The sequence below is a fragment of the Clostridium sp. UBA871 genome (assembly GCF_002295255.1).
Lineage (GTDB): Bacteria > Bacillota > Clostridia > Clostridiales > Clostridiaceae > Clostridium_J > Clostridium_J sulfidigenes.
In genome coordinates this window covers 85,397-111,375 of sequence record NZ_DBFV01000004.1, presented here as the reverse complement: position 1 = coordinate 111,375, position 25,979 = coordinate 85,397, and the positions used below count along the sequence as shown (strand labels likewise).

Here is a 25,979-nt window from a genome sequence, read left to right as displayed (position 1 = left end):
AATTTCTTACTTATTTTTTACATTTTATCAATAAAAACTTCATTGGAGGTTTATCTTTATTATCACTATCTATTTCATCAATTTCAGAAAATTCTACAAGTCCATATTTTTGAAAATCTTTTTTTATTGATTCTGAATCATAAAAAAAGATTTTTACTCCGTCTTTAGTTTCATAATAACTTTCATTAAGTTTTTTTCCTTTTCCAAACATAGGAGCTTTCTTTGAAACAGCTGTAAAAATCATATATCCGTCTTGTTTTAATTGATTATAACAATCACTAATAAATTTTTCCCTCTCACTTTCATTTAATAAATGAATAAGTGCATAGCTAAATATCCCTTCATAGAGTTTATTTTCAAAAGGCATATCTCCTACTGAACCATGATAAATATTAATATCAATCCCATGTTGCCTTGCTAAATCAATAGCTGTTTTTGAGATTTCGATTCCTGTAACATTTATATTATTATCAATAAATACCTTTGCATTTCTTCCATAACCAATACCAGGTATTAATATATCTTTTATATTATTTTCAATAAAGCAATCCTTGGCAATAATGGCTGATTCTGATGGTTTAAATCCCCACATTGTTTGTTTTTCTATAAAACTTTTTTCCCAAAACTCCGTCATATTTTCGCTCTCCTTAAAATATATTTTTTGAATCTGTAACAATAATAACCCCTAAAGCAAATGGATAAGTAATGTTAAAGTTTTTATTACTATTCACTTAGATCTCTTATATAATGCATAAATTTAATTTCCCATTGTGAATCTGAACTATATGCTTCATATTTATTATCTAAATAGTGTTTAATAATATAAATCTCTTCCTTTGAAAGTGTTTTAAATAATTCTAAAGCTTCATCTTCCCAAAAACACAGGTTTAGGACTTCCACTAGGTCACTTAAGCTATTAACCTCTTCTTTTACCATTGCAATCTTATCTGAAATAAATCTACAATCATTTATTTCATTGATTAAATTGCGTAACCTTTCATTATCCATAGTATCATTATCTATAAACTCACTTTCTTTTAAATCATCTTCATACTTAAAGGATAAAAATATATTATCAATATTTCCTGTGGATAATCCTACTTCAATTCTAGGATAAATATTCACAGCTGTTTTTTGGATATATTCTATCTTTTCATTATCAACTATCCCTAAAACATTACAAATGCTCTTTGCTGAGCTCTCTAATTTTACTAAAATTTCAGTTTTGGACAAGTTTCTAAAAATCCCTAACAATGTTTCTCTTTGCAATGCCGAAATCTCTAATGTTAATATATCCACGCCTAAAATATCAAGCCCTATGGCATTTGTTAGTATTGGTTCAAAAATATTAATTAATAGCTCTTTATAATCAGAACAATAGCTATTTAGAATATAAATAATATTATCCTTATCAAAACATAAGCAAAACTCATTTTCTATAAGTAGCGCTTTTAAGTATTCATTTATATATTCAATTCCCTGCAACTTTTCTGATATGGCATTAGAAAGTTGATAATCTATGCTACAGTCTATCTTATGAGCAAAAAATCTATAGTCATATTTATTAAAAAATCTATCTATTTCATTTATTGTATCCTTATATGATATGTTTTCTATATTAGATGAACTTTTTCTAACTTCTTCTAATAATTTCTTTCCGCTCTCCATCAAAGAGGCTATTTTACTCCAAGAAGCTTTTAACAAGTCACTTATATCTTCTTCCATAAATACTTCCTTTGCGTTCATTAATTCTAATCCTAATGAAAAACAAATTGAATTAAGTAACTCTTCCGCTATTTCTATTGGAACTGATGTGCTATCACCCATTGTATATCGCTCAGTGTGCTTGCCAAGTAAATTCCATATTTTAAACTCAATAAGCATTTTATCTTCTTCACTTATATTTTTATCTATTTGAATATTATCTGAAAACGCCATTAAACTCTTGTTGCTTTCTTCCATAATACCTCCTAAAATTCATGTCCGTACATATCTATATCATCCACTTCATGTCCGTATCTTGTATTTCTACAAAGCTCTTCTAAAGTAGTTCCTCTTAAATACTCTAAAGAACCTTGACATTTTCCATCAAAATGTCTTTTCATAAACTCAATAAGTTCATCATCAGCTATCTGATCCATGGCTTCATTTTTAAAAAAATAGAACGACTCTTGAATCTCCGTTAATGTCTCTTTATAATTCTGTTGCATTATATAAGGAGAATCACAAAAAACCTCTACTATCTTTTTTAAAATTCCTTCAGAAAACTCAATTCTTCCTGTATCTTTTAATGACCTAAAACGATTCTCCACCAGCTCATTAATTTCTCCATCACATAAAGCTAACCCATATTTTATTGTTATTTCATTACACCCTTTTAACTCAATTGCAGCTTGTTTTTTCTGGAAATCTTGAAATGCTAAAGTCATATTTTTATCCACCATAATCACCTCTAGATACACAGTACTCCTAAGTCTGATCCAATACAAGACTTGAAATTTTAGTAATTTTGTGGTAATATAAACTTAGAAAATACTTCCCAGTTTGAAAATCAATCTGGGAAGTATTTCTTATATTATAATAGATTTTTCTTATATTACTGAGGTATATATTTCGGCTTCTCTTCAAACTGAGCACAATAAAATCAAAACTAATCAAAAAACTTTCCTTTATAAAAATTCTCATTGTCAAGTTTCTTTGCCGTAAGCCTGAACATGACACAGCCATCTGGGCATACAATATCCTTGCTATATTTGCTACTGCCACCAATGTTCTCTAAATCTCCGCCACTTCTCACCGACTCCATGATTGGGAACATAATCATCATAACCTTGGAACAGATACCCTGTCCATCCGAATTTATGGGACAGCCATAAGTGCAGGTATACTTATCACCCACCTCTTCGCCGTTTCTGCAGTACCGCTCTGTATGGTCACTGCGAAGAAACCCAGTTACCTCAATTTCAAATTCGTACTCCTCATCATACCATTTTTTCATAATCAACCTCCAAATTCTTGTTTATCTATATATAATTTTCCAATAGCTTAATAACATAATTATAACACAAGCCAATGACACTTTTAATATCATTGGCTTAATTTAAATACTTTACAAATTCCTTTTAAGTTTGGTTATACACAGATACCCTTCACCGCACCACAAGTAAAAAGTTTAAACTTCTCCACCTACAGATTAACTTATTGCTAAACTCCCTCATATTATAATAATAAAAAAATATAGGAGTAGATAAACATGTCTATTTTTGCTTATGTTGCAAATGACAATAATAAAATTTCAGTTATAGATACAAGTACAAATACGGTAATAAATACCATTCCAATTTTATCTCCAAGTGATATAACAAAATTTATTGCACTAACACCAGATGGTAGCTTTGCCTATGTTACAAACCTTTCAAACCTGGTAGCAGTTATAAATACTTGCACCAATACGTTAGTAGATACAATAACAGTTGGCACTTCCCCAACAGGCATTGCGGTAACCCCAAATGGTAAATATGTCTATGTAGTAAACTCTGGACTTGCAACCTCTCCCTCAGGAACAGTATCAATCATAGATACCAATACTAATACAATTGTGAATACTATAACTGTTGGTAGAAATCCCATTGCTGTGGCAATATCACCAAATGGCAACTTTGCTTATGTTACAAACTCAAAATCAGATAATGTATCAGTTATAGATACCACTACAAATACCATAGTAAACACCATAACTGTAGGAGATTTTCCTCAAGGCATAGCAATAACTCCAAATGGTACCCTTGCCTATGTTGCAAATCAAGGACAAAGTGCCTTCTCAAACACTATATCTGTAATAAATCTAACCAATAATACATTGGTAGATACCATAACTGTTGGTACTGGCCCTAGTTATGTTGCAATAACACCAGATGGAAATTATGCTTATGTCACAAATGTCTTTACTAATAACGTCTCTGTAATTAATACCAATACAAATACAGTAGTAAATACTATCCCTGTTGGAAATTGCCCTTTTGATATAGCAATTACACCCGATGGAAGATTTGCCTATGTTACAAACTCCTGTACTAATGATATTTCTATAATTGATATAAATACAAATACAGTGGTAAATACCATCCCTAATATTCCTTTACCACTAGGTATAGCAATAGCAAATGTTGATTTTCCATGCCCAACCCCTTTAAATAGAATGTGCATTGAAACAACAAGAATATTTGATTCAAATAAGTTTGAAGAAGAACTTAAAGAGACCTTTAAACTTCCACCATTATATAATACTGAACACATCCAATGTGATGTTGGAGAAACTAGATGTAATATATTAAATATAACTACAATAAACAAACAAACTAATTTAGTAAATGTAAAGTTGCAAATAAAAGTAATTATTAATTTTACAAGTAACTATCCAGATTGTTATTTATTTAAAAAAGTAGTATGCTTTTATAAAAATGTTAATCTTATAAAACCTGAAGGTGCTGATGTATATTGCTCTATTAATAATGTAACTTGTTCATGCATGCAACCAAGTAACTACTCAATTGGGTGCCATAATAAAAATTTATGCTGTACTATAAAGGTAACTGCTACTGTTAAATCTCAAAAGCTTGTTCAAATTGAAGTACCAGTTTTAAGATCTTGTGAACCAAATTAATGTTATTCTAATAACTGCATAACTAAAAATATATAAAATTCAACCATCTATATTTTTATGCAAAGTAGCTAGTAAAACTTATCATATTTTTACTAGCTACAATTCCATCACTTATTTGTTTTAATTGCTTAGACTATCACTATTTCTTTATCAGTTTCAAACTATTCCCACCTAAAAAACTTAATAGATACCCAAATGCATATCACAGAAAGTATACTTATAACTAAAATTGGTATCATTACATTATCTATGCTTAAGTTAAGTGATGCGCTTTTTAAAAGCTTTATTCCCTGAGTTAATGGTAAGATATCTGCCACTTTTTGAAGGGATGTTGGCATAACCTCATAGGGTAATGTTGCTCCTGAAAATATAAGCATAGGAAAGTATAAAATACTTGCAATAACACTTGCCATTTTATTATTTTTCGCTATTCCACCCACCATAAATCCAATGCTGAACATTGATGCCATTACTAATGTATAAGCTCCTAAAAAGTTTATCCATGAGCCTCTAAATTGAAACTTGAAAAATATTTTTGCTGTTAAATAAATAATTATTAATGAAACAATGGCATATAAAGTATAAATCATTCCTTGAACTACTAAAATCATAGCTGGGCTAACTGGTGTTACTCTAAATCTTTTTAATATCTTTCTATGACGATACTCAGATAATACTAATGGTAATCCCATGAAACCACCTGCACATATTGCAATAGTTGATACAGCTGCAAAGGATTGTTCCATGAATGTAAAGTCTGCTTCAGGAAACGCGGGTTTATTTCCATAAATAATACCTAAAATAATAGTTATAACCACTGGCATACAGATTGCAAAGATGAACATATCCATGCCTCTTAGTGATAATTTTAATTCAGTTTTTAACATTGCTTTAAATACTCTCATCATCCAAATCCTCCTCATCTACAAACCATAAATAGGCATCCTCAAATTTTTCATATGGACTCAGTTCCACTGCTTCTTCAACTGTTCCATAAAAATCTATTGCTCCATTTTTCAAAATACATATTTTATCGCACAGAACCTCAACCTCATCCATGAAATGAGATGTTAAAAAGATTGTGAGTCCTTGCTTCTTTAATTTTAATAAGCACTTCCACACATCTCTTCTAGCCTTTACATCTAATCCTGTTGTAAGCTCGTCAAGGAATACTACCTCTGGGTTAGGAATTAAAGCTAGGATAATAAATAATCGTTGTCTTTCACCTCCTGATAATTCACTTACTAAATTTTTCCCCTTATCTTGAAGGTCAAATTCTTCTAATAATTTATTGCAATCTAATGGATTTTTATAAAGAACCTCAGTTATTTCACACAACTCTTTCACTGTTATTTTATCTTGATAATTAGATTCTTGAAACTGAACCCCAACCCTTTGAAATAGCTGTTTTCTTTCTTTTTGAGGATTCATGCCTAGGATAGATACCTGACCATGATCAAAATTCTTTGTACCTAAAATACACTCTATGGTAGTACTTTTCCCTGCCCCATTGGCACCTATCAATCCAAATACCTCACCTTTCTTTACTGTTAAACTAACACTCTTCACCACTTGAGCATCCCCATAGGATTTATAGAGATTATGAACTTTTATTACTTCCATGTGTTATTCCCTCCTTTTGATAAAAGAATAACACCAGCACAAAGTCTGGTGTTAAAGTGTAGAGTTTGTATTAAATTTGTTTTTCATAAATTGTAATTGCCTTAATATAATTTTTGCATTTTTTTCTGCATCACTTAAGGAAGTAAGAAGCTTATCACATGCTGTAACAATGTCCTCATCTTCTTTTGGTTTATCAATTACCTCTCTAATATCAATTTCTATACTTTCTGACATTGAATTAATCATTCTTAAAATTGCTGAAAGAGAATAATTAGCACAACGTAAAGTACGTATTATTTTAAGTCTATTAATATCACTTTCAGTATAAACTCGATATCCATTATGCCTTCTCTTAACAGTAAGTAAACCATTCATCTCCCAATTTCTTAATGTGTCCATTGTGACCTTAAGATAGTCTGCTGTTTGCTTTCTCGTAAAAAATATATAATTATCTTGAGCATCCGTATCTAATAAAAGCTTCTTTGAAAGGTCTATAGCTTCCTCTGCATTTTTTTGTTCTTGCTTTATCTGACTTATATAATCATTTGTACAGTTAATTGCTTCTTGAAACTCCCCCTTGGCAGATAACTTAACAACATTGATTATCTTTTTTCTTAGCCCATTTTGTAGAACCTCTACTTTAAAGGCAGTTCTAGCAAGATTAAATTGCTCTATGTGATAGTCAGTAAATACTCTATAACCATTTTGTAATCTATTCACCTTTGGTATTAATTCAAGCTTTTCGTACAAACGTACAGTGTTGGAATGTACACCAACTCTTTTAGCTACTTCTGATGTTTTATATACCTTATCCATACTATGTGCACCTCCATGTTATTATAATAACACTTATGGAAAGTCTGGTGATATAGTGTAGAGTTCTATTTAATTCTTATTTAGTTTTTGCTATCTCATTTTCATCTTCTAATATTACAGGATAAATTCAATATGTTAGTATTTAAATAGCTCCTTTTGAGGAAATATTCCAAAAGCCCCACCAGTATGGATAAATAAAATATTTTCATTGTTTTTAAAGTTTCCTTTTTTTATTTCTTCACTTAATCCATACATAGCTTTACCTGTATAAACAGGATCTAAAATTATTCCTTCTAATTTTGCAAATTCCTTAATGAAATTTATTTCTTCTTCTCTACTTAAAGCATATCCATTTCCTACATATCCATCTATAATTCTTATTTCATCTTTAGACAATTCCAAATCTACATTAATATACTTCATGGTATCTTGTACTATTTCGTAGATTCGATTTTTAAAATATTCACTGTCATCACAAACATTAACACCTAAAATATCACACTTGTTTTCTGATATTTTATTTGCTAAAAAAGTTCCTGCGTAAGTACCTCCAGATCCCACGGCGAGTATAACTTTGTCAAAATGAACACCTAACTGCTGTTCCTGCTCAATAATTTCTTTCATTGCATTATAATATCCAAATGTGCCTATTACATTTGAAGCACCTTCTGGAATAATATAGGACATATAACCTTTTTTATCATATTCCGTCTTAATCTGTTCCATAATTTCTAATCTTGAATTTTTATATTCTTCTGCGGTAATAAAACGAATATCTGCACCTAAAAGCTTATCTATAAATAAATTTCCATCAGATTCAATACTGCTGCTTCCTCTTAAAACAAGTACTGATTTTATCCCAAGCCTCGCTGCTACTGCTGCCGTTGCTCTACAATGGTTTGATTGGATTCCACCGCAAGTTATAAGCACATTAGCCCCTTTATTAATAGCATCTTTTACTGTAAATTCTAATTTTCTAATTTTGTTTCCTGATACTTCAAGTCCAGTTTGATCATCTCTCTTTATATAAATATTGGGTCCACCTAACATTTTAGAAAACCTCTCAAGTTTTTCAATTTTAGTTGGCATATTTGAAAGTTCTATTCTTTCTGGAATTTGAATTTTGTTTAAAATATTATTCATATTTTGTTCATCTCCTTTAGTAATTATAAGATTGGAACGTAATTATACATAAACCCAGGGTATAATATTTCATTCCATATATTTTCTCAGATATTTTCCTGTATAGGATTTATCACACATTATAATATCTTCAGGACTTCCCTCTGCTACAATGTGACCACCATTTTCTCCTGCATCAGGGCCCATATCTATTATATAGTCTGCGGTTTTTATCAAATCCAAATTATGTTCAATTACCAGCACAGTATTTCCTAAATCAACAAGTTCATTAAGAGATAGCAACAATTTCTCAATATCTTTAATATGGAGACCTGTAGTTGGCTCATCTAAGATATATAGATTATCCTTCTCTTTTTTAATTTTCCCCAGTTCTCTTCCTAGCTTCAACCTTTGAGCTTCTCCCCCAGACAATGTAGATGAGGATTGTCCTAATTTTAGGTATCCTAATCCTAGCTTGTTTAATACATTCAATTTAGAGTGTATTAGGTTTACATCCTTGAAAAATTCCACTCCTTCTTCAATTGTTAGTTCAAGAATATCAGCTATGTTTTTTTCTTTATATTTGATCTCTAATATCTCGCTTCTATACCTTTTACCCTTGCATACTGGGCATATGGTTATGATATCTTGCATAAATTGCAACTCAGTTACAATATTTCCTTCTCCCATACAAGTCTCACATCTACCGCCCTTATTATTGAAACTGAAACTTGAAATGTCATACCCTCTAGCTTTTGCTTCTTCTGTTCCTGCAAATATATCTCTTATTTTATCATAAATATTAATATAGGTTGCTGGATTTGAACGTGAACTTCTTCCAATTGGTGATTGATCAATATATCTAACATCACTAATATTCTCAATACCCTCAACTCCATCATTGAGTCCTGGCTTAATTCTAGAATCATGCAACTTTGAGTATATGCTCTTGTATAATATCTCATTTACCAAACTGCTTTTTCCAGACCCTGATACACCTGTAATGCAAATAAAGGTTCCTAATGGTATGCTTAGGTTAAGATTCTTAAGATTATTTTCTCTTGCACCATGTATTCTTATATGTTTTCCTATGCCTAAGCGTCTTCCTTTAGGAATAACAATTTTCTTCTTTCCAGCCAAATATTGTCCTGTTATAGATCTTTCTGTATTAATAATCTCTTTAATATTTCCACTTGCAATTATCTCGCCGCCATTTGCTCCTGCACCTGGTCCTAATTCTACTATATAATCTGCGTTCCCAATAGTCTCCATATCGTGTTCAACTACAACTACAGTATTACCCATATCTCTTAGCTTTTTTAATGTATTAATTATTTTAAATGTATCCTTCTCATGAAGTCCTATACTTGGTTCATCTAATATATACATCATCCCCATTAGATTTGATCCGATTTGTGAAGATAAACGTATTCTTTGAGTTTCTCCTCCAGAGAGAGTATCCGAACTTCTCCCCAAGCTCAAATATTCAAGTCCTATTTCTTCCAGAAGCTCTAGTTTTATTATCATTTCATTAATAATCTGCTGTGCAACTTCCCTTTTAGACTCAACTACTTCTAGGTATGATATAAATTTCTTTAATTTCTGTATCTGCATTTTCCCAAACTCATTTATGTCTATTTCGTTTATCTTTACTAATAATCTTTCTTTTTTTAGCTTTTTACCCTTACATTCTGGACAAATGTGACTGACAAAGAGTTTTTCGTTATCTCTGTTCTTTGTTCCTTTATCTAAATTATCTTTATAAAGACGTGTTATATAGTTCACTAGCCCTTCATAACTTACGTACCTTCGTCTTCCTTCTGTTTCTCTCTCTCCTGTTGGCTTCAGCAGCTCATAACGTTCACCTTTAGTTCCATAGAAAAAAATATCTTTTATTTTCTCTGGGAGCTCATTAAAAGGAGTATCAATACTAAAATTATAATGTGCTGCAAGGCTATGCAATCTTGCTGCACCATTTTTATCACTCAAACTGAACTGAGATACATAAAGAGGGTCCATTCTCATGCTCTTCTTTTCATCCTTAATCAAAAGATATGGTTCTGTCATTTTATAGGTTCCAAGTCCCTGACATGTAGGACATGCTCCACTGACATCATTTGGTGAAAAATATTTAGGGAGGAATTTCCCTGTAATAATATTATGTTCACAGTTAATAAACCCCTTAGTAAACTTTCTTACTTCCTCTTCTGAAAGCTCCTTGTTTAGGATCTGTAATCTTATAAAATTCTGCCCTACTTCCAATCCTCTTTCTATTGCGCTAACTATTTGTTCATAATTCTTTTTATATACTGAAACCTCATCTACTATTACTTCAATTTTATAAGTTCCAGTCTCATCTAAGTTTATATTATTTTTAATATCAAATACTTTATTGTTGATCACAAATCTTCTATAGCCTCTACTTCTAAGTTCAGTTAATAAATAATCATAGCTTTTATCAAATATTTTATTAACAGGGGCTTGTACTTCAATTCTAGTACCTTCTGGGAGACTCAATATATGTTCAGCTATTTGACTGGTTGACAAACACTGAATTTCCTTATGGCATATAGGACAATGTGGAGTTCCTAAAACTGTATATAATAGTCTAATATGGTTTGACAAGTCAGCCATAGTTGCAACTGATGAACGGGGATTCTTAATACCTCTCTTCTGTGGAATTGATATTACTGGGGATAACCCTGTGACCATATCTACATCAGGTTTTTCCATATTCATTATATTAGATCTAGAAGATGATGATAGAGACTGTAAAAATCTTCTTTGTCCTTCTGCATATAATACGTTATAAGCAATAGACGATTTTCCTGAACCGCTTACCCCAGTAATTACAGTGAGAGCATCTCTAGGTATCTCTAAATCAATATTTTTTAGGTTGTTCTCTCTTGCTCCTTTTACACTTATACTTTTTCTAACCAATTGTATTCTCCTTTACTTTCTAAATAGCTTCTAAGTTATATATCACTGTCAAAATTATAATAATATGCCGCTTCTTCAAAGGTAACCTTGCTTTTATCCATAAGTTTTATTGATTCACTAACCTTAATTAGTACATCTCTTTCTGCAAGCCAATTATAAGTATCTGTAAGTTCATTGCCATCATTACTAATATTATATTTCTTTTTCAAGTATTCATTAATCATTGATACGCCTCTTATTTCACCTTCTTCTTTCATCCATCTGACAATAGGATGAAAAAGAACATCTTTTCTCTCTTCTATATACTCTTTACACAATTCTAATATTTTAACTAAACTTAAAATAGTTACTTCATTTTTAATCAAAGTCATATAGGTGCAATTAAAAAAATCAGGATTGAGATTTAATCCTTGACTTATTACTTCTCTGCCCCTAAACTCATTATTTAATGCTATTTCTATACATGCTATATGGCATACTAGTTTTTGAATTAAACTGAATCCATCAACAAGCTCTTCTTCAACCAGTAATAGCTTTTCTGCTTTTTTTACACATATAATTCCATAGATGGCCGACTTTAACAAATTCTCCTCTTTGTCTCTATCACCTAAGAATTTATCTCCATTAAAAAGCTTTTCTATTGTTTCATCAGTTGAAAATAATAAATTACTTTCATTTAAAACTGTTCTAAAAAAGTTTTGATTTTGGGGACTATCTACCAATTCAATAAAATAATTTCTGCTATATAGTTCCACTTGGAAGTCTATATCATCCTCTACAAGTGAATACTGCTTATATACCTTCTTGCTGTTTTCCTTTAATATTAACCATATATCTATATCAGACTTTCCCCATAAATTATCACTTGTAATACTTCCATAGGAAAATGCAGCAATAATGTTACTGTCCCTTCTTACCTTTTCAATAAATTTCTCTAAGGCACTGTTATATCTTTTTTTAATATATGACATATTTGTATTCATAATTGCTAAATCTCTTCCTCTCTTAGAATATTAACCTCTAAACTCATACTTTAAATTATATACTTTATTTCCAAACTGAACAATAATATTAAATATTTTACATTTTACTCATAATATTGTTTACACATTCAATAATAACTACAAAAAACAGTAGAATCCTGAAATTCTACTGCTTCTATGTGTTTTAAATTTGCTAATCTTATAGAAGATATTGCCTTAATTAAAGATACTGCTTAACTTTTCTAATGCTCTAAGCTACTATAGAATAATACTTGGGTTATTAAAGTTTGCCCATGCTATATTATTGTCAATATTTCTAATCATTCTGTAAGCTATTGGCTTAAATCCACACTTAGGCCAAAAATTTGAACCACCAAGGTTTGTTATTTTCCAATCTGTTATTATGCTACTATATCCCTTTTTCTTCATAATCCTATAGCCTTCATTCATTAACTTTTTACCAACACCTCTTCCCCTTTGGGAATGGTGAGTGCCCGCAATATGCAGCTCTACCCCATTATCAGGTGCCATCAAATCTGGAGTAATAGGCTCATATACTTGAAATCCTAATTCCTTCATATCCTTTTCTGCAATAAGAATCGTTGAATCATTATCCTCTACTAAACTTTTATACCCGGCATTTATATTCTTTACAAGTTCAGGTTTTACAGGTAAAAAAGTAGGTGCTGAATTGAGGCATGATAAGATTATACTGGACATATTACCCATTATTTCACTATCATTTTTGTTAGCTAATCTAATTTCTGCATCAGATGAATTTTCAAAAGCCTTGTAATCCTCCATATTCATTATTCCATATACATGATCAATAAAAAAACTTAGTCTTTGGAAGGCTTCATAGTACACCTGATTTCCTAGAGGTACAAATGTATGGTGACTAAAGTAGCCATGTTCAAGCCATATAACAGAAACCTTTGTATAGAGCTCCCTTATAAGCTCAGAGGATTGATCCATTCTGATTGCAATTCCCTCATAGGGCACCCATATATGTCTGCCTCTATGGTCAATTTTCATCTCACCAAATAAATAACCTACTAGTTCATCATTATCAAAAGCTCCTATTCCAATTACTTTTCTATTAACAAATAAATCCTCAAGTAAACCCGTAATATATTTTGAATTAAGACAACTGTTCTTCAAGGACGGAAATGACTTACTCTCAAGGTTTTGCCTGCATATTAACAAATCAGACATTGCAGGTATATTATCAATAGTGATTTTTCTAAATTCGCATTTCTTCATTCCTGTACCTCCTAATATAATAATGATATGGCCACTAAGGGCTATCCTTTTCTCAATAAATTTATATTACATATTCTAACATAGTAAGTTATCATTAAATATGTAAAAAACAATTCTGTATTATTCATTACATAGATTCCCAGCATCTATTAATAAGCAACTTCTCCTAAAGCATTTACCTATGTAACATATCCAGCAACTTCACTCTTTATTTCAGCAACAATCACTAATCTTTCATTACATTTACGATAATTCAGCAAGTGTAACCATGTATTCAAGAGCTCCAATATCTTTTAAGGTATATCAAAATATCAAAAGGGTATAATAAAAATACTTTTTTAATTAACTATAAGTTACACAGAATTAAATATTAAATAGTAAGGAGAATATGAATATGTCTGTCATACTTTCAATCGAAGACGGTGCACCTTGGTATCTTAGTCCTAGCATTTGGGTTGTTCCTGGTGATGATCCAAATGGTAGCCCTGGATTCCCAACTTTTAATAGTAAAAATTATGTTTGGTCGAGGGTATACAATAGTGGTACAACTACTGCCTATAATGCAATTGTCAACTTTTACTGGACAGAACCATCATCATTAATTACTAGAAAAACAGCAAAAAAAATTGGTTCAAGTAGTGTTATCCTTGGTCCTGGAGAATCAAAAGATGTCCTTTGTCTAACACCTTGGTATCCAAATTGGGGAAATGATAAGCATATATGCCTTATCACAGAAGTATTTTCTTACTCTGATCCACTTCCTCCACATGGAGATAATGATCCATTCAATCCACCAGCAGATAGACATGTAGCCCAACGGAACATTATTGTTGAAAGCATCACCCCTAATAAGAAAACAATAGTAATACCATTTATAGCTGGTAATTCTGCCCGTATGTGCTCTGATGAAATTTCACTACAAGCTAGACGTGCACCCATAAAAGATTTATCTGAGTTAAAAACAGTTATCGGATTAGAAGAATTACCGAAAGAGATGGAATATGTAGAAGAATTTGGAATAACATCATATCGATGTGGGGATCAAATCACTAATATAGGGAAACCCTCCCTTACACTTAGTATAAATAAAGAGGATCAAACTGGAATGGCTCTTGTTGTAAGATTACCAAAAGAATACGACACCAATACTGGTTCTTTCTTTTTAGTTGAACAATTAATTTGTGATGAAGTAGTAGGTGGAATTGGGTTTTTAGTAATGCTTGAAAATAATGAGTGAGAAAATAAAGTTCAAGGAAAGAAAGGAGCTAAATAAATGTCTACTTTAACTGTGCCTGTAACAATTCCCTTTAGACCTTTTGCAATCTGTTCACAAACAAATATGATGAATACCGATGGTTTTTTTATTGTAAATATAGGAAAACAAATTATACAAACTTCTATTGTCAACGAAAGTAATACAACTCTAAAAAATGTACGTGTATATATTGAAGGAATTTCAGATCCTGGTATCCCTCTTCCTACATCATTTGATTATGTGGGAGATGTTCCTCCAAATGCATCTTTTTCTGTAAGATTTATAACAAGTTTTATCACAGCTAATCCTGGAATTGCAAATATCAGCTTCATCATTGAAAGTGATGGTTTTTCCTTTAATCGGATAATTAAGAAGATATTCATAACAAGAATAGATTATCATAAACCAACTAAGACATACAGTGTTGTCATGCCTGAAGGCTCAATGAAAATAAATATTCATAATGCTATTGTGGGCCTTGGAGAAAAAGATCCATGCAATCCCGAGAAAACAAAACCATTCATTGTACTACCAACTGATGTGACCTATGATTGGGTTCCAAATCCACCATATGAAGGGATCAGAGGCCCTTTCCCTTACAATGATCCTTGGTGGAAGATTGCTTTAGGAATCTTAGCTGGAGCATTTGCACTTGGTGCGCTTCTCTACGATTATTTTAGTGATGGAGAGCTTGATGGAGGTGTTGTGTCTGTTAAAGGTACCTTCGAGGAAACTACTCCATCGGTTTGCTGTCCTTCAGTAACTACATCAGCCACTAATACAGATGATTGGTTTGAGAGAGGTCTATATAGTGCTGCTGGGGCAATTGCAACTGCAGCAATTGCTTCAGATGGACCGGATTTACATTATCGTGGTCAGGAACAAACCCCTCCAGTTTCTGGAGAATTAACTATTAGTGAATCTGTCCAACTAAAAATTAATTATCCTGTAGCTCCTAGTCCCGGTAAAGATTATCCAATAGAAGGTGACTGGGAATATACTCGAACTACTACTAATAAAACCTATACATTCAATACATCTGATCAACGACAAAACATACATTTTTTGAACTCGTATGAAGTAAAATCACCTAATATTCATCACCGAGGTGATCCACTTAAAATTTGTGCAAGTTTTGAAAAATCCGATGGAAGTTATTATTCAGGTAACGAGCTTTACGTAAATGCAGTATTAATTTCTACACAGGGTGAAGTTCTTCGTTTCGAGCTTTGTGATAATGGCATAGGATTAGATGAGAAAGAAAACGATACTTTGTACTGTGGTGGCTCATATAATGAAGAAGAGCTTAAACCAGGAAATTGGTATCTATTCGTTTTTGCACAAGATGTAAATACCGTAAAAGAAGGTACTCCACCATTCGATGCAGCACATACAATCGGAGGTTTTTTACTTACTTCTCAATTAGAACTGAATTTTAATGGACCACCATGTCAACTTAATCATGATTCGGTTATCAAAGTGGTTTAAATATTCAAAACATATTTTTTAGTTACAAAGACTAGACCTTACTATAAAATGGTCTAGTCTATTTTTAAACCAGCAATTTCAGATATATTTTTATGTGCAAATGGATTGCTATGACTGCATCAAAGTTTTTACCATCAGCAGTTGTAATATTAAAATTGTCACAGGTTTTAAATTCCATTTGTAAAATATATTTCCTTTATTTAACCTATAATTACATAAAAAACAGCAGAATTCTGAAATTCTGCTGTTTCTAGGTATTCCTATTTATCTAACTTACTTCTATAAGTTCCCCTATTATTCTATTCATAATATCCATTTTACCTTCAATATCACTAACTAGCTTAAACTGTGTTCTTGCTCTATGAAGATTGTGTTTCTCCTTGTGAATTTTAAAATAGGTATCTCCATTTAAATAATCCGTTAAAAATCTTATACCGCATTCAAAGGTCATAAGTTTCACAGAAAAAGCCATAAGTTCAATCTCTTTTGGCACAAGTATAGGTAATACTTCATGAAAATACCCCTTTGTAAAATACTTAAACAGATTCATATCAAACCATATTTTTGATAAATCTGTTTCATCTTCCCTTCCGCTAGAAGCTCCATATCTAAGTGCATCACCGTAGTCATATAGAATTGACCCTGGCATTACTGTATCCAAATCAATTACACATACCCCTTCACCTGTGTCTATATCTATCATAACATTATTCAGCTTAGTGTCATTATGTGTTACCCTTAGAGGAATGCTTCCATCTTTCATTGCATCTAATATGATGCTCACATCTCTTCTGCGTTTTTTTGCAAATTCAATTTCTTTTCCCACTTCTTCTAATCTGCCACATTTATTATCTTCAATTGCTTTTAACAGATCCTCAAACCTGGTGGCTGTATTATGAAAATTAGGTATTGTGTCATATAATTTATCAGCAGGAAAATCAGATAACATATTTTGAAACTTACCAAAGGCCTTGGCACCATAATAAAATTGCATAGGATCTTCAACCTGATCGTAGGTCACTGCATTATCTATAAATTTATATACCCTGAAATAATCATTTTCATTGGTTTTATAGTATTTTTCACCATCCTTAGTATTTATTATTGTTAGTGTTTCTCTGTCAGGATTTCCTCCACTAAGAAGGATTTTTTTTCTAAGATGCTCTGTTATAGCTGCAATATTCTCCATTAAACCCTCAGGATTTTTAAACACATTACTATTGATTCTTTGCAATATATATGGTTTTGCAATATATGTATCATTTATATATCCGTTCCCATAAGAGCTCATTTCAGCATTAATATTAAACTGTTTTAAAACCTGATGCAGTTTATATTCCATGGTATAATCCCTCTCTAATCATTTGGTTTATAGCATTTTTAACTGTAGGCAAGTCTTCTTTGTATGTAACTCCATACCACTTATCTAATGTCTCAAGGACTTTCACCTTTGCACTTTGTGTTTTAATCATATTATCAACTACTGAAGGAAGATAAAATTCATCCTTTAATGGATTTTTTAAATTCTTTAAAAACAGAGTAAAATCCTCTTCAAGCACATGAAATATATCAGTGTCAAACCCCCACATGTTCATAGATACCATAGAATCAAGAGGTATTCCACTATTCTTATCAATAGATGTATGTTCCACCACACTTTTTAAATACCCTTTTTCTATTTCGCATAATCCTCGACTTACTGTGCCATTTTCAGTTAGTGTATTTTTTAGTCTAAACCCAGCCATGCACATCCCTTTATTTTGGGATAAATAATCCCCAACTATTTTGTAGGAATGGCTACCATAATAATCATCTGCGTTTATTACCATAAAGGGAGTGGTAACTGCACTTTTAGCACACATCACAGCATGCCCTGTTCCCCATGGCTTAAATCTATTGTCTGGGACAAAACACCCCTGAGGAATTTTGTCTAGTGTTTGAAAAGCATAATCAACATCTATTATCTTTTCAATTCTTTTGCCGATAACATGTCGAAAATCCTTTTCCATTTCTTTTTTTATAATAAAAACCACTTTTGAAAAGCCTGCTTTTACTGCATCATATATAGAAAAACCAAGTATTATTTCCCCATTAGGACCCACAGGCTCCAGCTGTTTAAGACTCCCAAAACGACTTCCCATACCAGCTGCCATTACTACTAATGTTGTTTTATTCATATTGCCACCTATATTTAAATACTTTCTTTATATTAATCTAGATTAAATACATTACTTAATTACTAAATCCCATTTTATTTTCTTAGAGTATCCAAATCAATCGCCACTCCATCTGCCAGCCTGGATTGTTCTGCTGCCATTGCGCAATAATGACTTTCTACGGATTTATCTACTGATGTTATGGCATTAGTTGGTTCTCCACCCTCTGCAATCATGTCAATGAATTCTTCCACCATACGATTGTCTCCCCCTGCATGACCAGAAAAATCCGTTGATAGTTTTGATATATCCATTACTTCAGTTTCTTTTCCAAATTGTGTGACTTTAATAGTTTTTTCAGTCAAGTCTGCAACAATTTCTCCTTGTGTCCCCATAATCTTCTGATAACGTGAACCTGTAGCAGTGAATGCACACATTGTCAATGAAATGGTGGCACCATCTGTCATATTTAGGTTTACAACCTGATGATCTACTACGTTATTATCACAGTAATATACACATCTTCCATAAGGTCCACTTTGAATTGCTTCTGTAATACTTTCTACAGTGGGATGAAGAGTCAATACATCAACAGGCCACTTTGTATTCCCCTTTGCCACACCAGTTTTTTCATTTGTTATATAAATCTTTTCTGCATCAAAGGGACAATTTGCTTTTGCTTTGCATCCATCCATACAACGCTTCGTTGCTCCTTCCGGTGCATTTTCTTTTTTGAATAAATAGGTGCTTCCAAAGGAAGATACAGACTTACAAGTTTTACCTGTGAGCCATAATAACAAGTCCATATCATGACAACATTTCTGTAATATCATAGGACTAGTAGTATTTGAGTTTCTCCAGTTTCCACGTACAAAACTGTGTGCTTGATGCCAATATCCCACATTTTCAATTGCCATAACAGAAACTACTTCTCCAATTATACCGCTGTCAATTACTTCTTTTAATTTTGTATAGAATGGTGTATAACGCAACACATGACATACAACCACTTTTCTTTCACATTCATTTGCTACTTTTACAATTTCCCTACACTCATCAAGGTCTGGTGAAATTGGCTTTTCCAATAACAGATGATAGCCTTTTCTAAGGGCCGGGATTGCTTGTCTTACATGTTCCTTGTCCTGAGTAGTAATAAACATAACATCTGCTAGCTTATCCTGAGCAATTAGTTCTTCTGCACTGTAAAAGCATGCCCTTTTCGGAATGTTATACTCCCTTGCCACATCTTCTACCTTTGCAGGATCAATGTCTGCAATTGCTACAATTTCAATTTTCTCTGGGAATAATTTAGCAGTTAATGCATAGGTGTCTTTTCCTCTACTACCAAGTCCAGCTAATGCTACCTTTAATTTTTTACTCATTTTATTTCCTCCTATTTACTTCTATTTTCTCCATTCATATTTTAAAAGGTATTTCTATGTGCATAGAGAAGACCTTTTCTATAACTTCCATACTGTTACATATATTGTATAGGTTTTTTTAAAATTTAGCTTATACAATCATCCAGTATAATTGTTATATCATCCAAAATATCTATTTGTTAAATTGTATTCTTTTGTTATATTTGCTAAAATAAATTGATAATAATGCATAAGCAAGGAGTTGGTTGTATGGCTTATATCAGTACTAGATTAAAAGAAGAATTTGAAATCACTGAAATCATCACCATTCACTATTTTGAATACTTGAAAGACTTTGTTTTCCATGGTGAGTCTCATGATTTTTGGGAATTCCTATATGTAGACAAAGGAACAGTTATGGTACAAGCAGCCTCTGAGCATTATCAGCTCTATGCTGGAGATATGATTTTTCATAGACCAAATGAATTTCACGCTGTGAAGGCAATAGGAAGGAAATCGCCTAATTTAGTGGCAATTTCATTTTTGTGCAATTCCCCATCAATGGATTTTTTTACTGGTAAAGTTACCACTCTGTCTTCTATAGAAAAAACTTTAATTGCAAAAATTATTTCAGAAGCGCGCGCTGCATTTTCAACTCCACTCCATATCCCTTCCATTGAACAAGTAAAACTCTCTACTAGTGCACCTTTTGGCTCACAACAATTGATTTTGTTATATCTGGAACAATTTCTAATTCATATAAAGAGGCATCATTGTGATGATGAAAAAGTTAAAAACCTATCTTCTGTTACAAAACAGTCTTGGGATAGCTCTAATAAATCCTATGTATTTGAACAAATTTTGCATTATTTGCAGCTACACATTTGTGAGCAAATTAAAATTTCAGATATTTGCAATGAATTTTCTATCAGCCGTTCTACCTTACATTCACTCTTCCACAAAAATAAAAACTGTGGAGTAATTGATTATTTCATATATATGAAGATTGAGCGCGCAAAGGAAATTATTCGTGATGGGAATATGAATATCACTGAAATCGCATATTTTCTTTCTTATAATTCTTTGCAGCATTTTTCCAAACAATTTAAAAAGTTAACTGGAATGTCACCAACGGAATACATCTCATCTGTAAAGGGGATTTCTCAAACTTATAAGTGGTAGCCATAATGTGGCTGCCATTCCTTATTTGACAGTATATAAATATGACATAGTGATGTCATATTCATGTGTTATAATATGATAGAGGTGAAGATATGCAAATCAACCGAATGTTTGAAATAATATACATACTTCTTGATAAAAAAAACGTTACAGCAAGAGAACTTGCAGAGAAGTTTGAAGTTTCTAGTAGAACCATTTATCGTGATATTGAAACATTATCATCAGCAGGTATTCCTGTTTATATGACCAAAGGCAAAGGTGGCGGAATATCTATTTTAGATGAATTTGTGCTGAACAAAGCTGTATTAACCGAAGAAGAAAAGTCTGATATTTTATCCTCACTACAAGCAGTTGGTGCAATCAATTTTAATGAAACAGATTCTGCATTACAAAAATTAGGCAGCCTATTTGGAGAGAATAACTCCGATTGGATTGAAGTGGATTTTTCATCTTGGTACAATTCAGAGAACGAATCTAAATCCTTTAATGATATTAAATCAGCAATCCTATCTAAGAAAATAATGAGTTTTACTTATTCAAGCGGAAAAGGCGAAAGAACTACACGAGATGTAGAACCTTTAAAGCTTTGTTTTAAAGGTATGGCACGTTATTTATATGCCTATTGTACTTTAAGGCAGGATTTTCGATTTTTCAAACTAAGTCGTATAAAGGATATTGTGGTTACAGATAAACATTTTCATCGAAAAGTTATGGAACCTATATTTAAGAAGGACAACATGTTTAATGAGCAATATATCACTTTGAAATTAAAACTGTCTCCCCAAATGGCTTTTCGAGTATATGACGAGTTTGATAATTATACTAAAGAAGTTGACGGCAGTTTTATAACTGAAACAATTTATCCTATGGGTGAATGGCTATTTCCTTATATAGCTTCTTTTGGTAGCCATTGCGAGGTATTAGAACCATTGGACATAAGAAACTCCATAAAAGAAGAAATACAAAAAATGATGAACAATTATTTATAATATGACATACTGTTGACATATTATTTGATTTATTATAAATATATCAAATATATGGAGGTAGTTAAAATGAACTATGAAATTGTAAATCTTGAAGAAAAAATTATTGTTGGTGTAAGTGTGACAACGAGCAACGAAGACCCTAAAATGGGTGAGAAAATCGGCAAGCTTTGGGTTGATTTATATCAAAGTGGCATCAATGCAAACATCAAGAATAAGGTAAATGAATATGCAATTGGACTTTATTCCGATTATACAGAAAACAGTTATCTTGTTACCGCAGGCAACGAAGTATCAAAATCAGAAAACAGTGAGTTTACAACAAAAATCATTCCTGCGGGGAAATATGCAAAATTCTCTGTACATGGACACATGGAAACAGCAGTAGCAAAAGCTTGGGACGAAATTTGGAAATTGGACTTAGACAGAAGCTTTACAGGTGACTTTGAGGAATACCTAAATAGTGACTTTGAAAATGCAGATATTGATATTTATATAGCATTAAAATAACAGTGATAAGATTCATCATATTTAGCTAATTAAGTTAATTCTACTGAGTTGCAACATTCCAGTGATCTAAATAAACTAAGTATCGTAACTTTAACATATTCTAAACATATATTATAATATTATAAAAATTATAAATTTGTAAATACTATAGTATAGATATATAAAAAAGAAGGTGTAGATATGTGTACAGCGTTTACTTTAAAATCTTTACAGATGGAAAATTTGTTTTGTAGGACTATGGATTTTTCTTACGATATAGAACCTGGATTTTTTATAATACCTAGAAATAACCCATGGTATAATCCTATTACCATGAAAAAGCATAATGATTGCTATAGCTTTATAGGTATCGGGCAAGAAGCTGATAATGTGCTAGGCTTTTTTGATGGGGTAAATGAAAGAGGCTTTGCTGCCGCAGCTCTATACTTTGCGGGTTATGCCGATTATGATATACCAGTAGAGGATAAGAATAAAGAGCCTATTGCATCATTGGATTTTCTACATTATATTTTAGGACTCTGTGCTTCAGTAGATGAACTAGATATGATACTGAAAAATATATGTGTCATAGGTCTTCCCGATCCTGTTACTAAAACGGCTGCTCCTCTTCATTGGATTGCAACTGATAAAAGTGGTAAATGTGTAGTTATTGAGCAAACAAGAAATGGGCTTGAGATATTTGATAATCCTATAGGAGTTATGACTAATAGTCCAGATTTTATGTGGCATATGACTAATCTAAGAAATTATATGGAATTATCTACAATCCAAGAAAAGAAAACCTGTTGGGAAAATGTTGAGTTAACACCCTTTGGTCAGGCTGGTGGAACAATGTTATTACCTGGTGGATACACCTCTCCAGAACGATTTGTTAGAACAGCCTTTCTAAAAACCCATAGTCAAGTACCTAAAGATAGAGTCGATGCAATAATGACTTGTTTCCACATTGTGGAGAGTGTTTCAATTCCAATGGGAATTGTTCTTACAGATAAAGGTACTTTTGATTACACTAAATATACTGCATTTATAAACACAAACACCTGTGAGTATTACTTTAAAACCTATGATAACAGTCAAATAGCGACTACAAGACTAATTAGTGATTATAAGAATTGTACACATCCTATCTACCTTGGTAATTTAAAACGTCCTGTTACCTTTGAAAAGCTCTAGAATTTACTTTTTTGCCCTACCTAATACCTTTGTTAGATTAGGTTCTTCCTAAACTTGAAAGGTCTAAACCTATCCCATTAAGGGAGTAAGTTTAGACCTCTTTCCTTTTCTAATTAATAGCGCTCTTACTATTCCCTTTCATCTGCACCACCATACAATTCCAAATTGTGTAAACTACTATGAACTTTCCTTTTATAACAGTTAGTTTTTATTAAAGTTTCAGATAAATAACAGCTTAAACTAACTAACAATATATCAATACCAAGTCTTAGAAGTGTATCAATAAACGTCCCCGAAAATATAATTGGTACAAAAATAAGAAAGGCAAACCAATTAATTCCAAATATTGTAATTCCAAATTTTATTGCACTTAAAGCCTTTGATTGTGATTTAGTAGTATTACCTAATAATAGATATACGATACCTATACATGTACCCATTAATAAAGTCCAAATAAAAGTAAAATAAGGTCTTTTCTCATAACCTGAATCTATAATTTTTGTAAAATAGAAAAAGTAACGTCCAAATAAAAAGGTTATAGAAAAAATGAAAATAGATAAAAATATGTTACTACTATTAAAAGGTCTCTTCTTTTGTTTAATATGACTGGAGTCACTTGTAAATTTACCTAATAATGATCCCATCAATACTATCGGTCCAGCATCACAAATTCCCATTACAATTTCATGTGTTAAAGTATTACCCGATAAAGAAACACCTTCCATCATACCCCATAACCACAATAAGCCTATTGCACTACCATATCGCAGCCCTTTTCCACTCTTTATTCCTAGAATTTTATCTTCATATCTATAAAACACATAGGCTACACTGGAAAAGGCAACCAGAATCCATACCGTAGCTGCTCCAACAGCTCCAATAGTTTTAACAAGAAAACTGAAGTTTGCAATTTTAGGAAAAGGACTAATCTCCGAAGTTATTCCATGAAGTGTCATATCAAGTATAGAACAAATAATAACTATAGCTATATATTTTATTAATTTAACAATTTTCATTTAAGCTCCTCCTTTATTATAATTGATATTTATAATATTACTCCTTCATCTTTTTCAATTTTATTATTCTATTTATAACAATGTACCTTTTGTCTTGATATTGCTTTACCTTATCCTTATTATTTAAATTTAATCAATAACATCTTTATTGTATCACCTCACTCTCCACTGCTCAATAAATCTATACCATATTAAGAAAATATTCCCTTTATTTATCATGTACCTACAATAAAAAAACAGCAGAATTCTAAAATTCTACTGCTTCTACATATTCCTTATTATCCGCTTGGATATCCCTCCTTGATTTTAGATGTGGTTGGCAAACCTACTTCTATTTATCAAAGAGGGTTCTTTTTTTCTACTTATAGCTAAAAGCTTTTTGAACCACCAGTATAACCAGTGGTATTCATTAAACAATCACTTGCCATTCTTCTATTAACTTATCAAGACTATATCTTGCATTTGCAGGACTAGTTGATGGAAGTTTAATAGCTTCTATTCCTGTTTTTTTTAATGAATATTTATTATAAAGTTGATATGCCTTGCCACCATTAACATATATCTTTTTAATATTGCTATTATCTAAAATACTAGTTAAATCTGATGGGACTACATTTTTAATACTGGAATCACTTGAACCTATGATATCACAAGAAGCTATTGTATCCCATATTGCAATATTATTTTCTAATAACATTTTCTTTTTTTCCTCAATAGTTCTATATTCAGAGCATCGAGTTATTGCTCCAATAACTTTCCAAAATCTATTTTGTGGATGACCATAATAAAAATCCGCCTCTCTTGATTTAACAGATGGCAATGTTCCTAAAATAAGAATTTTTGAATTTTTATCAAATACAGCTTCAAAGGTATGCTCTACATGCTTCATAACTCTCTCCTTTATAATTAACTTTTAAAATTATTATTATCAATTTTACTTAAAAGCTATTTATCATTATTTAATCTTATTAATTGTTCTTTTCCCCACTTAAATAACATTTCCATTATAGGTATTAATGATTTTCCATATTCAGTTAAAGTATATTCTACCTTTGGCGGAATCTCTTCATAAACTTCCTTATGTATTATGTTATCACTAACTAACTCTTTCAACTGATTACTTAACATTTTATCTGTAATTCCACTTACAGCTCTTTTTAATTCACCATATCTCATAACTTCACTATCATAAATATGCCATAAAATAACTAGTTTCCATTTCCCTGATATCTGAGTCATTGCAAATTCCATAGGGCACAGTTCACTACAATTTTTTATTTCTATTTCTTTATTATTCATACAACTCTCCTTTTTGATATCACTATCCTTTTAGATAGTACTTACTTTTAAGTGCATACTTGTTCATATAACAGTATGTTGATATTATTATAGCATACAAGGGCGGCAAACAAGTAAGCCTTTGAAAATTTATAAAATTAATA

At 31.6% G+C, this 25,979-nt stretch carries 24 protein-coding genes; 7 read left to right on the top strand and 17 right to left on the bottom strand.

Annotated features, from left to right (window positions below):
* Positions 1-10: 10 nt before the first annotated feature.
* From B3086_RS06385 to B3086_RS06370, 4 genes are all read right to left on the bottom strand, one after another.
* Positions 11-634 (bottom strand): class I SAM-dependent methyltransferase, encoded by a 624-nt coding sequence (locus B3086_RS06385; RefSeq protein ID WP_346846742.1) that lies wholly within the window; start codon positions 632-634, stop codon positions 11-13.
* Positions 635-723: 89 nt separating this feature from the next.
* Positions 724-1,962 (bottom strand): DUF6179 domain-containing protein, encoded by a 1,239-nt coding sequence (locus B3086_RS06380; protein ID WP_346892962.1) that lies wholly within the window; start codon positions 1,960-1,962, stop codon positions 724-726.
* Positions 1,963-1,970: 8 nt separating this feature from the next.
* A complete protein-coding gene (locus B3086_RS06375) occupies positions 1,971-2,444 on the bottom strand; it encodes a DUF6323 family protein (protein ID WP_414632273.1) in 474 nt (157 codons plus the stop codon).
* A gap of 206 nt (positions 2,445-2,650) precedes the next feature.
* A complete protein-coding gene (locus B3086_RS06370; RefSeq protein WP_346846740.1) occupies positions 2,651-2,998 on the bottom strand; it encodes a TIGR04076 family protein in 348 nt (115 codons plus the stop codon).
* Positions 2,999-3,253: 255 nt separating this feature from the next.
* Here B3086_RS06370 and B3086_RS06365 point away from each other — a divergent pair, with 255 nt between their 5' ends.
* Positions 3,254-4,663, top strand: coding sequence for a YncE family protein (locus tag B3086_RS06365; RefSeq protein WP_346846739.1), 1,410 nt, complete (start codon positions 3,254-3,256; stop codon positions 4,661-4,663).
* A 161-nt stretch (positions 4,664-4,824) separates the two neighbouring features.
* Here B3086_RS06365 and B3086_RS06360 read toward each other — a convergent pair whose 3' ends face one another.
* From B3086_RS06360 to B3086_RS06330, 7 genes are all read right to left on the bottom strand, one after another.
* On the bottom strand, positions 4,825-5,568 hold the full coding sequence (locus B3086_RS06360) for an ABC transporter permease (protein WP_346846907.1): 744 nt from the start codon (positions 5,566-5,568) through the stop codon (positions 4,825-4,827).
* Entirely contained in the window at positions 5,555-6,286 is a 732-nt protein-coding gene (locus B3086_RS06355) for an ABC transporter ATP-binding protein (RefSeq protein ID WP_346846738.1), read from the bottom strand. Before B3086_RS06355 ends, B3086_RS06360 begins: the two co-directional genes overlap by 14 nt.
* Positions 6,287-6,337: 51 nt before the next feature.
* Positions 6,338-7,102, bottom strand: coding sequence for a MerR family transcriptional regulator (locus B3086_RS06350; protein WP_346846737.1), 765 nt, complete (start codon positions 7,100-7,102; stop codon positions 6,338-6,340).
* Between the two features lie 135 nt (positions 7,103-7,237).
* Positions 7,238-8,245, bottom strand: coding sequence for a D-cysteine desulfhydrase family protein (locus B3086_RS06345; protein WP_346846736.1), 1,008 nt, complete (start codon positions 8,243-8,245; stop codon positions 7,238-7,240).
* Between the two features lie 69 nt (positions 8,246-8,314).
* The gene (uvrA, locus tag B3086_RS06340) at positions 8,315-11,164 is read right to left on the bottom strand and encodes an excinuclease ABC subunit UvrA (RefSeq protein WP_346892960.1); all 2,850 of its coding nucleotides are present in this window, start codon (positions 11,162-11,164) and stop codon (positions 8,315-8,317) included.
* A gap of 35 nt (positions 11,165-11,199) precedes the next feature.
* Positions 11,200-12,135 (bottom strand): nucleotidyltransferase domain-containing protein, encoded by a 936-nt coding sequence (locus B3086_RS06335; RefSeq protein WP_346876844.1) that lies wholly within the window; start codon positions 12,133-12,135, stop codon positions 11,200-11,202.
* A 270-nt stretch (positions 12,136-12,405) separates the two neighbouring features.
* The gene (locus tag B3086_RS06330; protein ID WP_346846733.1) at positions 12,406-13,410 is read right to left on the bottom strand and encodes a GNAT family N-acetyltransferase; all 1,005 of its coding nucleotides are present in this window, start codon (positions 13,408-13,410) and stop codon (positions 12,406-12,408) included.
* A 394-nt stretch (positions 13,411-13,804) separates the two neighbouring features.
* On the opposite strand from B3086_RS06330, the gene B3086_RS06325 reads away from it, so the two are divergent.
* Both B3086_RS06325 and B3086_RS06320 read left to right on the top strand, forming a co-directional pair.
* On the top strand, positions 13,805-14,647 hold the full coding sequence (locus B3086_RS06325; RefSeq protein ID WP_346846732.1) for a hypothetical protein: 843 nt from the start codon (positions 13,805-13,807) through the stop codon (positions 14,645-14,647).
* Positions 14,648-14,683: 36 nt separating this feature from the next.
* Complete coding sequence (locus tag B3086_RS06320) at positions 14,684-16,153, top strand: hypothetical protein (protein ID WP_346846731.1); 1,470 nt, start codon at positions 14,684-14,686, stop codon at positions 16,151-16,153.
* 268 nt (positions 16,154-16,421) lie between these two features.
* Here the strand turns inward: B3086_RS06320 and B3086_RS06315 are convergent, their stop codons facing one another.
* The 3 genes from B3086_RS06315 to B3086_RS06305 all read right to left on the bottom strand — a co-directional run bounded on the left by B3086_RS06315 (position 16,422) and on the right by B3086_RS06305 (position 19,691).
* Complete coding sequence (locus B3086_RS06315; protein WP_346846730.1) at positions 16,422-17,495, bottom strand: aminoglycoside phosphotransferase family protein; 1,074 nt, start codon at positions 17,493-17,495, stop codon at positions 16,422-16,424.
* Positions 17,485-18,330, bottom strand: coding sequence for a sugar phosphate nucleotidyltransferase (locus B3086_RS06310; RefSeq protein WP_346846729.1), 846 nt, complete (start codon positions 18,328-18,330; stop codon positions 17,485-17,487). Before B3086_RS06310 ends, B3086_RS06315 begins: the two co-directional genes overlap by 11 nt.
* Positions 18,331-18,404: 74 nt before the next feature.
* Positions 18,405-19,691: a Gfo/Idh/MocA family oxidoreductase gene (locus tag B3086_RS06305; protein ID WP_346846728.1), complete on the bottom strand. Its 1,287-nt coding sequence runs from the start codon at positions 19,689-19,691 to the stop codon at positions 18,405-18,407.
* A 249-nt stretch (positions 19,692-19,940) separates the two neighbouring features.
* On the opposite strand from B3086_RS06305, the gene B3086_RS06300 reads away from it, so the two are divergent.
* From B3086_RS06300 to B3086_RS06285, 4 genes are all read left to right on the top strand, one after another.
* On the top strand, positions 19,941-20,852 hold the full coding sequence (locus tag B3086_RS06300) for an AraC family transcriptional regulator (protein ID WP_346846727.1): 912 nt from the start codon (positions 19,941-19,943) through the stop codon (positions 20,850-20,852).
* Between the two features lie 92 nt (positions 20,853-20,944).
* Entirely contained in the window at positions 20,945-21,841 is an 897-nt protein-coding gene (locus B3086_RS06295) for a YafY family protein (protein WP_346846726.1), read from the top strand.
* A 66-nt stretch (positions 21,842-21,907) separates the two neighbouring features.
* Complete coding sequence (locus B3086_RS06290; RefSeq protein ID WP_346846725.1) at positions 21,908-22,348, top strand: GyrI-like domain-containing protein; 441 nt, start codon at positions 21,908-21,910, stop codon at positions 22,346-22,348.
* A 180-nt stretch (positions 22,349-22,528) separates the two neighbouring features.
* On the top strand, positions 22,529-23,521 hold the full coding sequence (locus B3086_RS06285) for a choloylglycine hydrolase family protein (RefSeq protein WP_346846724.1): 993 nt from the start codon (positions 22,529-22,531) through the stop codon (positions 23,519-23,521).
* Between the two features lie 128 nt (positions 23,522-23,649).
* On the opposite strand, the gene B3086_RS06280 is transcribed toward B3086_RS06285, so the two are convergent.
* The 3 genes from B3086_RS06280 to B3086_RS06270 all read right to left on the bottom strand — a co-directional run bounded on the left by B3086_RS06280 (position 23,650) and on the right by B3086_RS06270 (position 25,836).
* The gene (locus tag B3086_RS06280) at positions 23,650-24,537 is read right to left on the bottom strand and encodes a hypothetical protein (RefSeq protein WP_346846723.1); all 888 of its coding nucleotides are present in this window, start codon (positions 24,535-24,537) and stop codon (positions 23,650-23,652) included.
* Between the two features lie 409 nt (positions 24,538-24,946).
* Positions 24,947-25,426 carry a DNA-deoxyinosine glycosylase gene (locus tag B3086_RS06275; protein ID WP_346846722.1) on the bottom strand — a complete coding sequence of 160 codons (480 nt, stop codon included), beginning with the start codon at positions 25,424-25,426 and terminating at the stop codon, positions 24,947-24,949.
* Between the two features lie 56 nt (positions 25,427-25,482).
* A complete protein-coding gene (locus tag B3086_RS06270; protein WP_035134068.1) occupies positions 25,483-25,836 on the bottom strand; it encodes a winged helix-turn-helix transcriptional regulator in 354 nt (117 codons plus the stop codon).
* Positions 25,837-25,979: the final 143 nt, after the last annotated feature.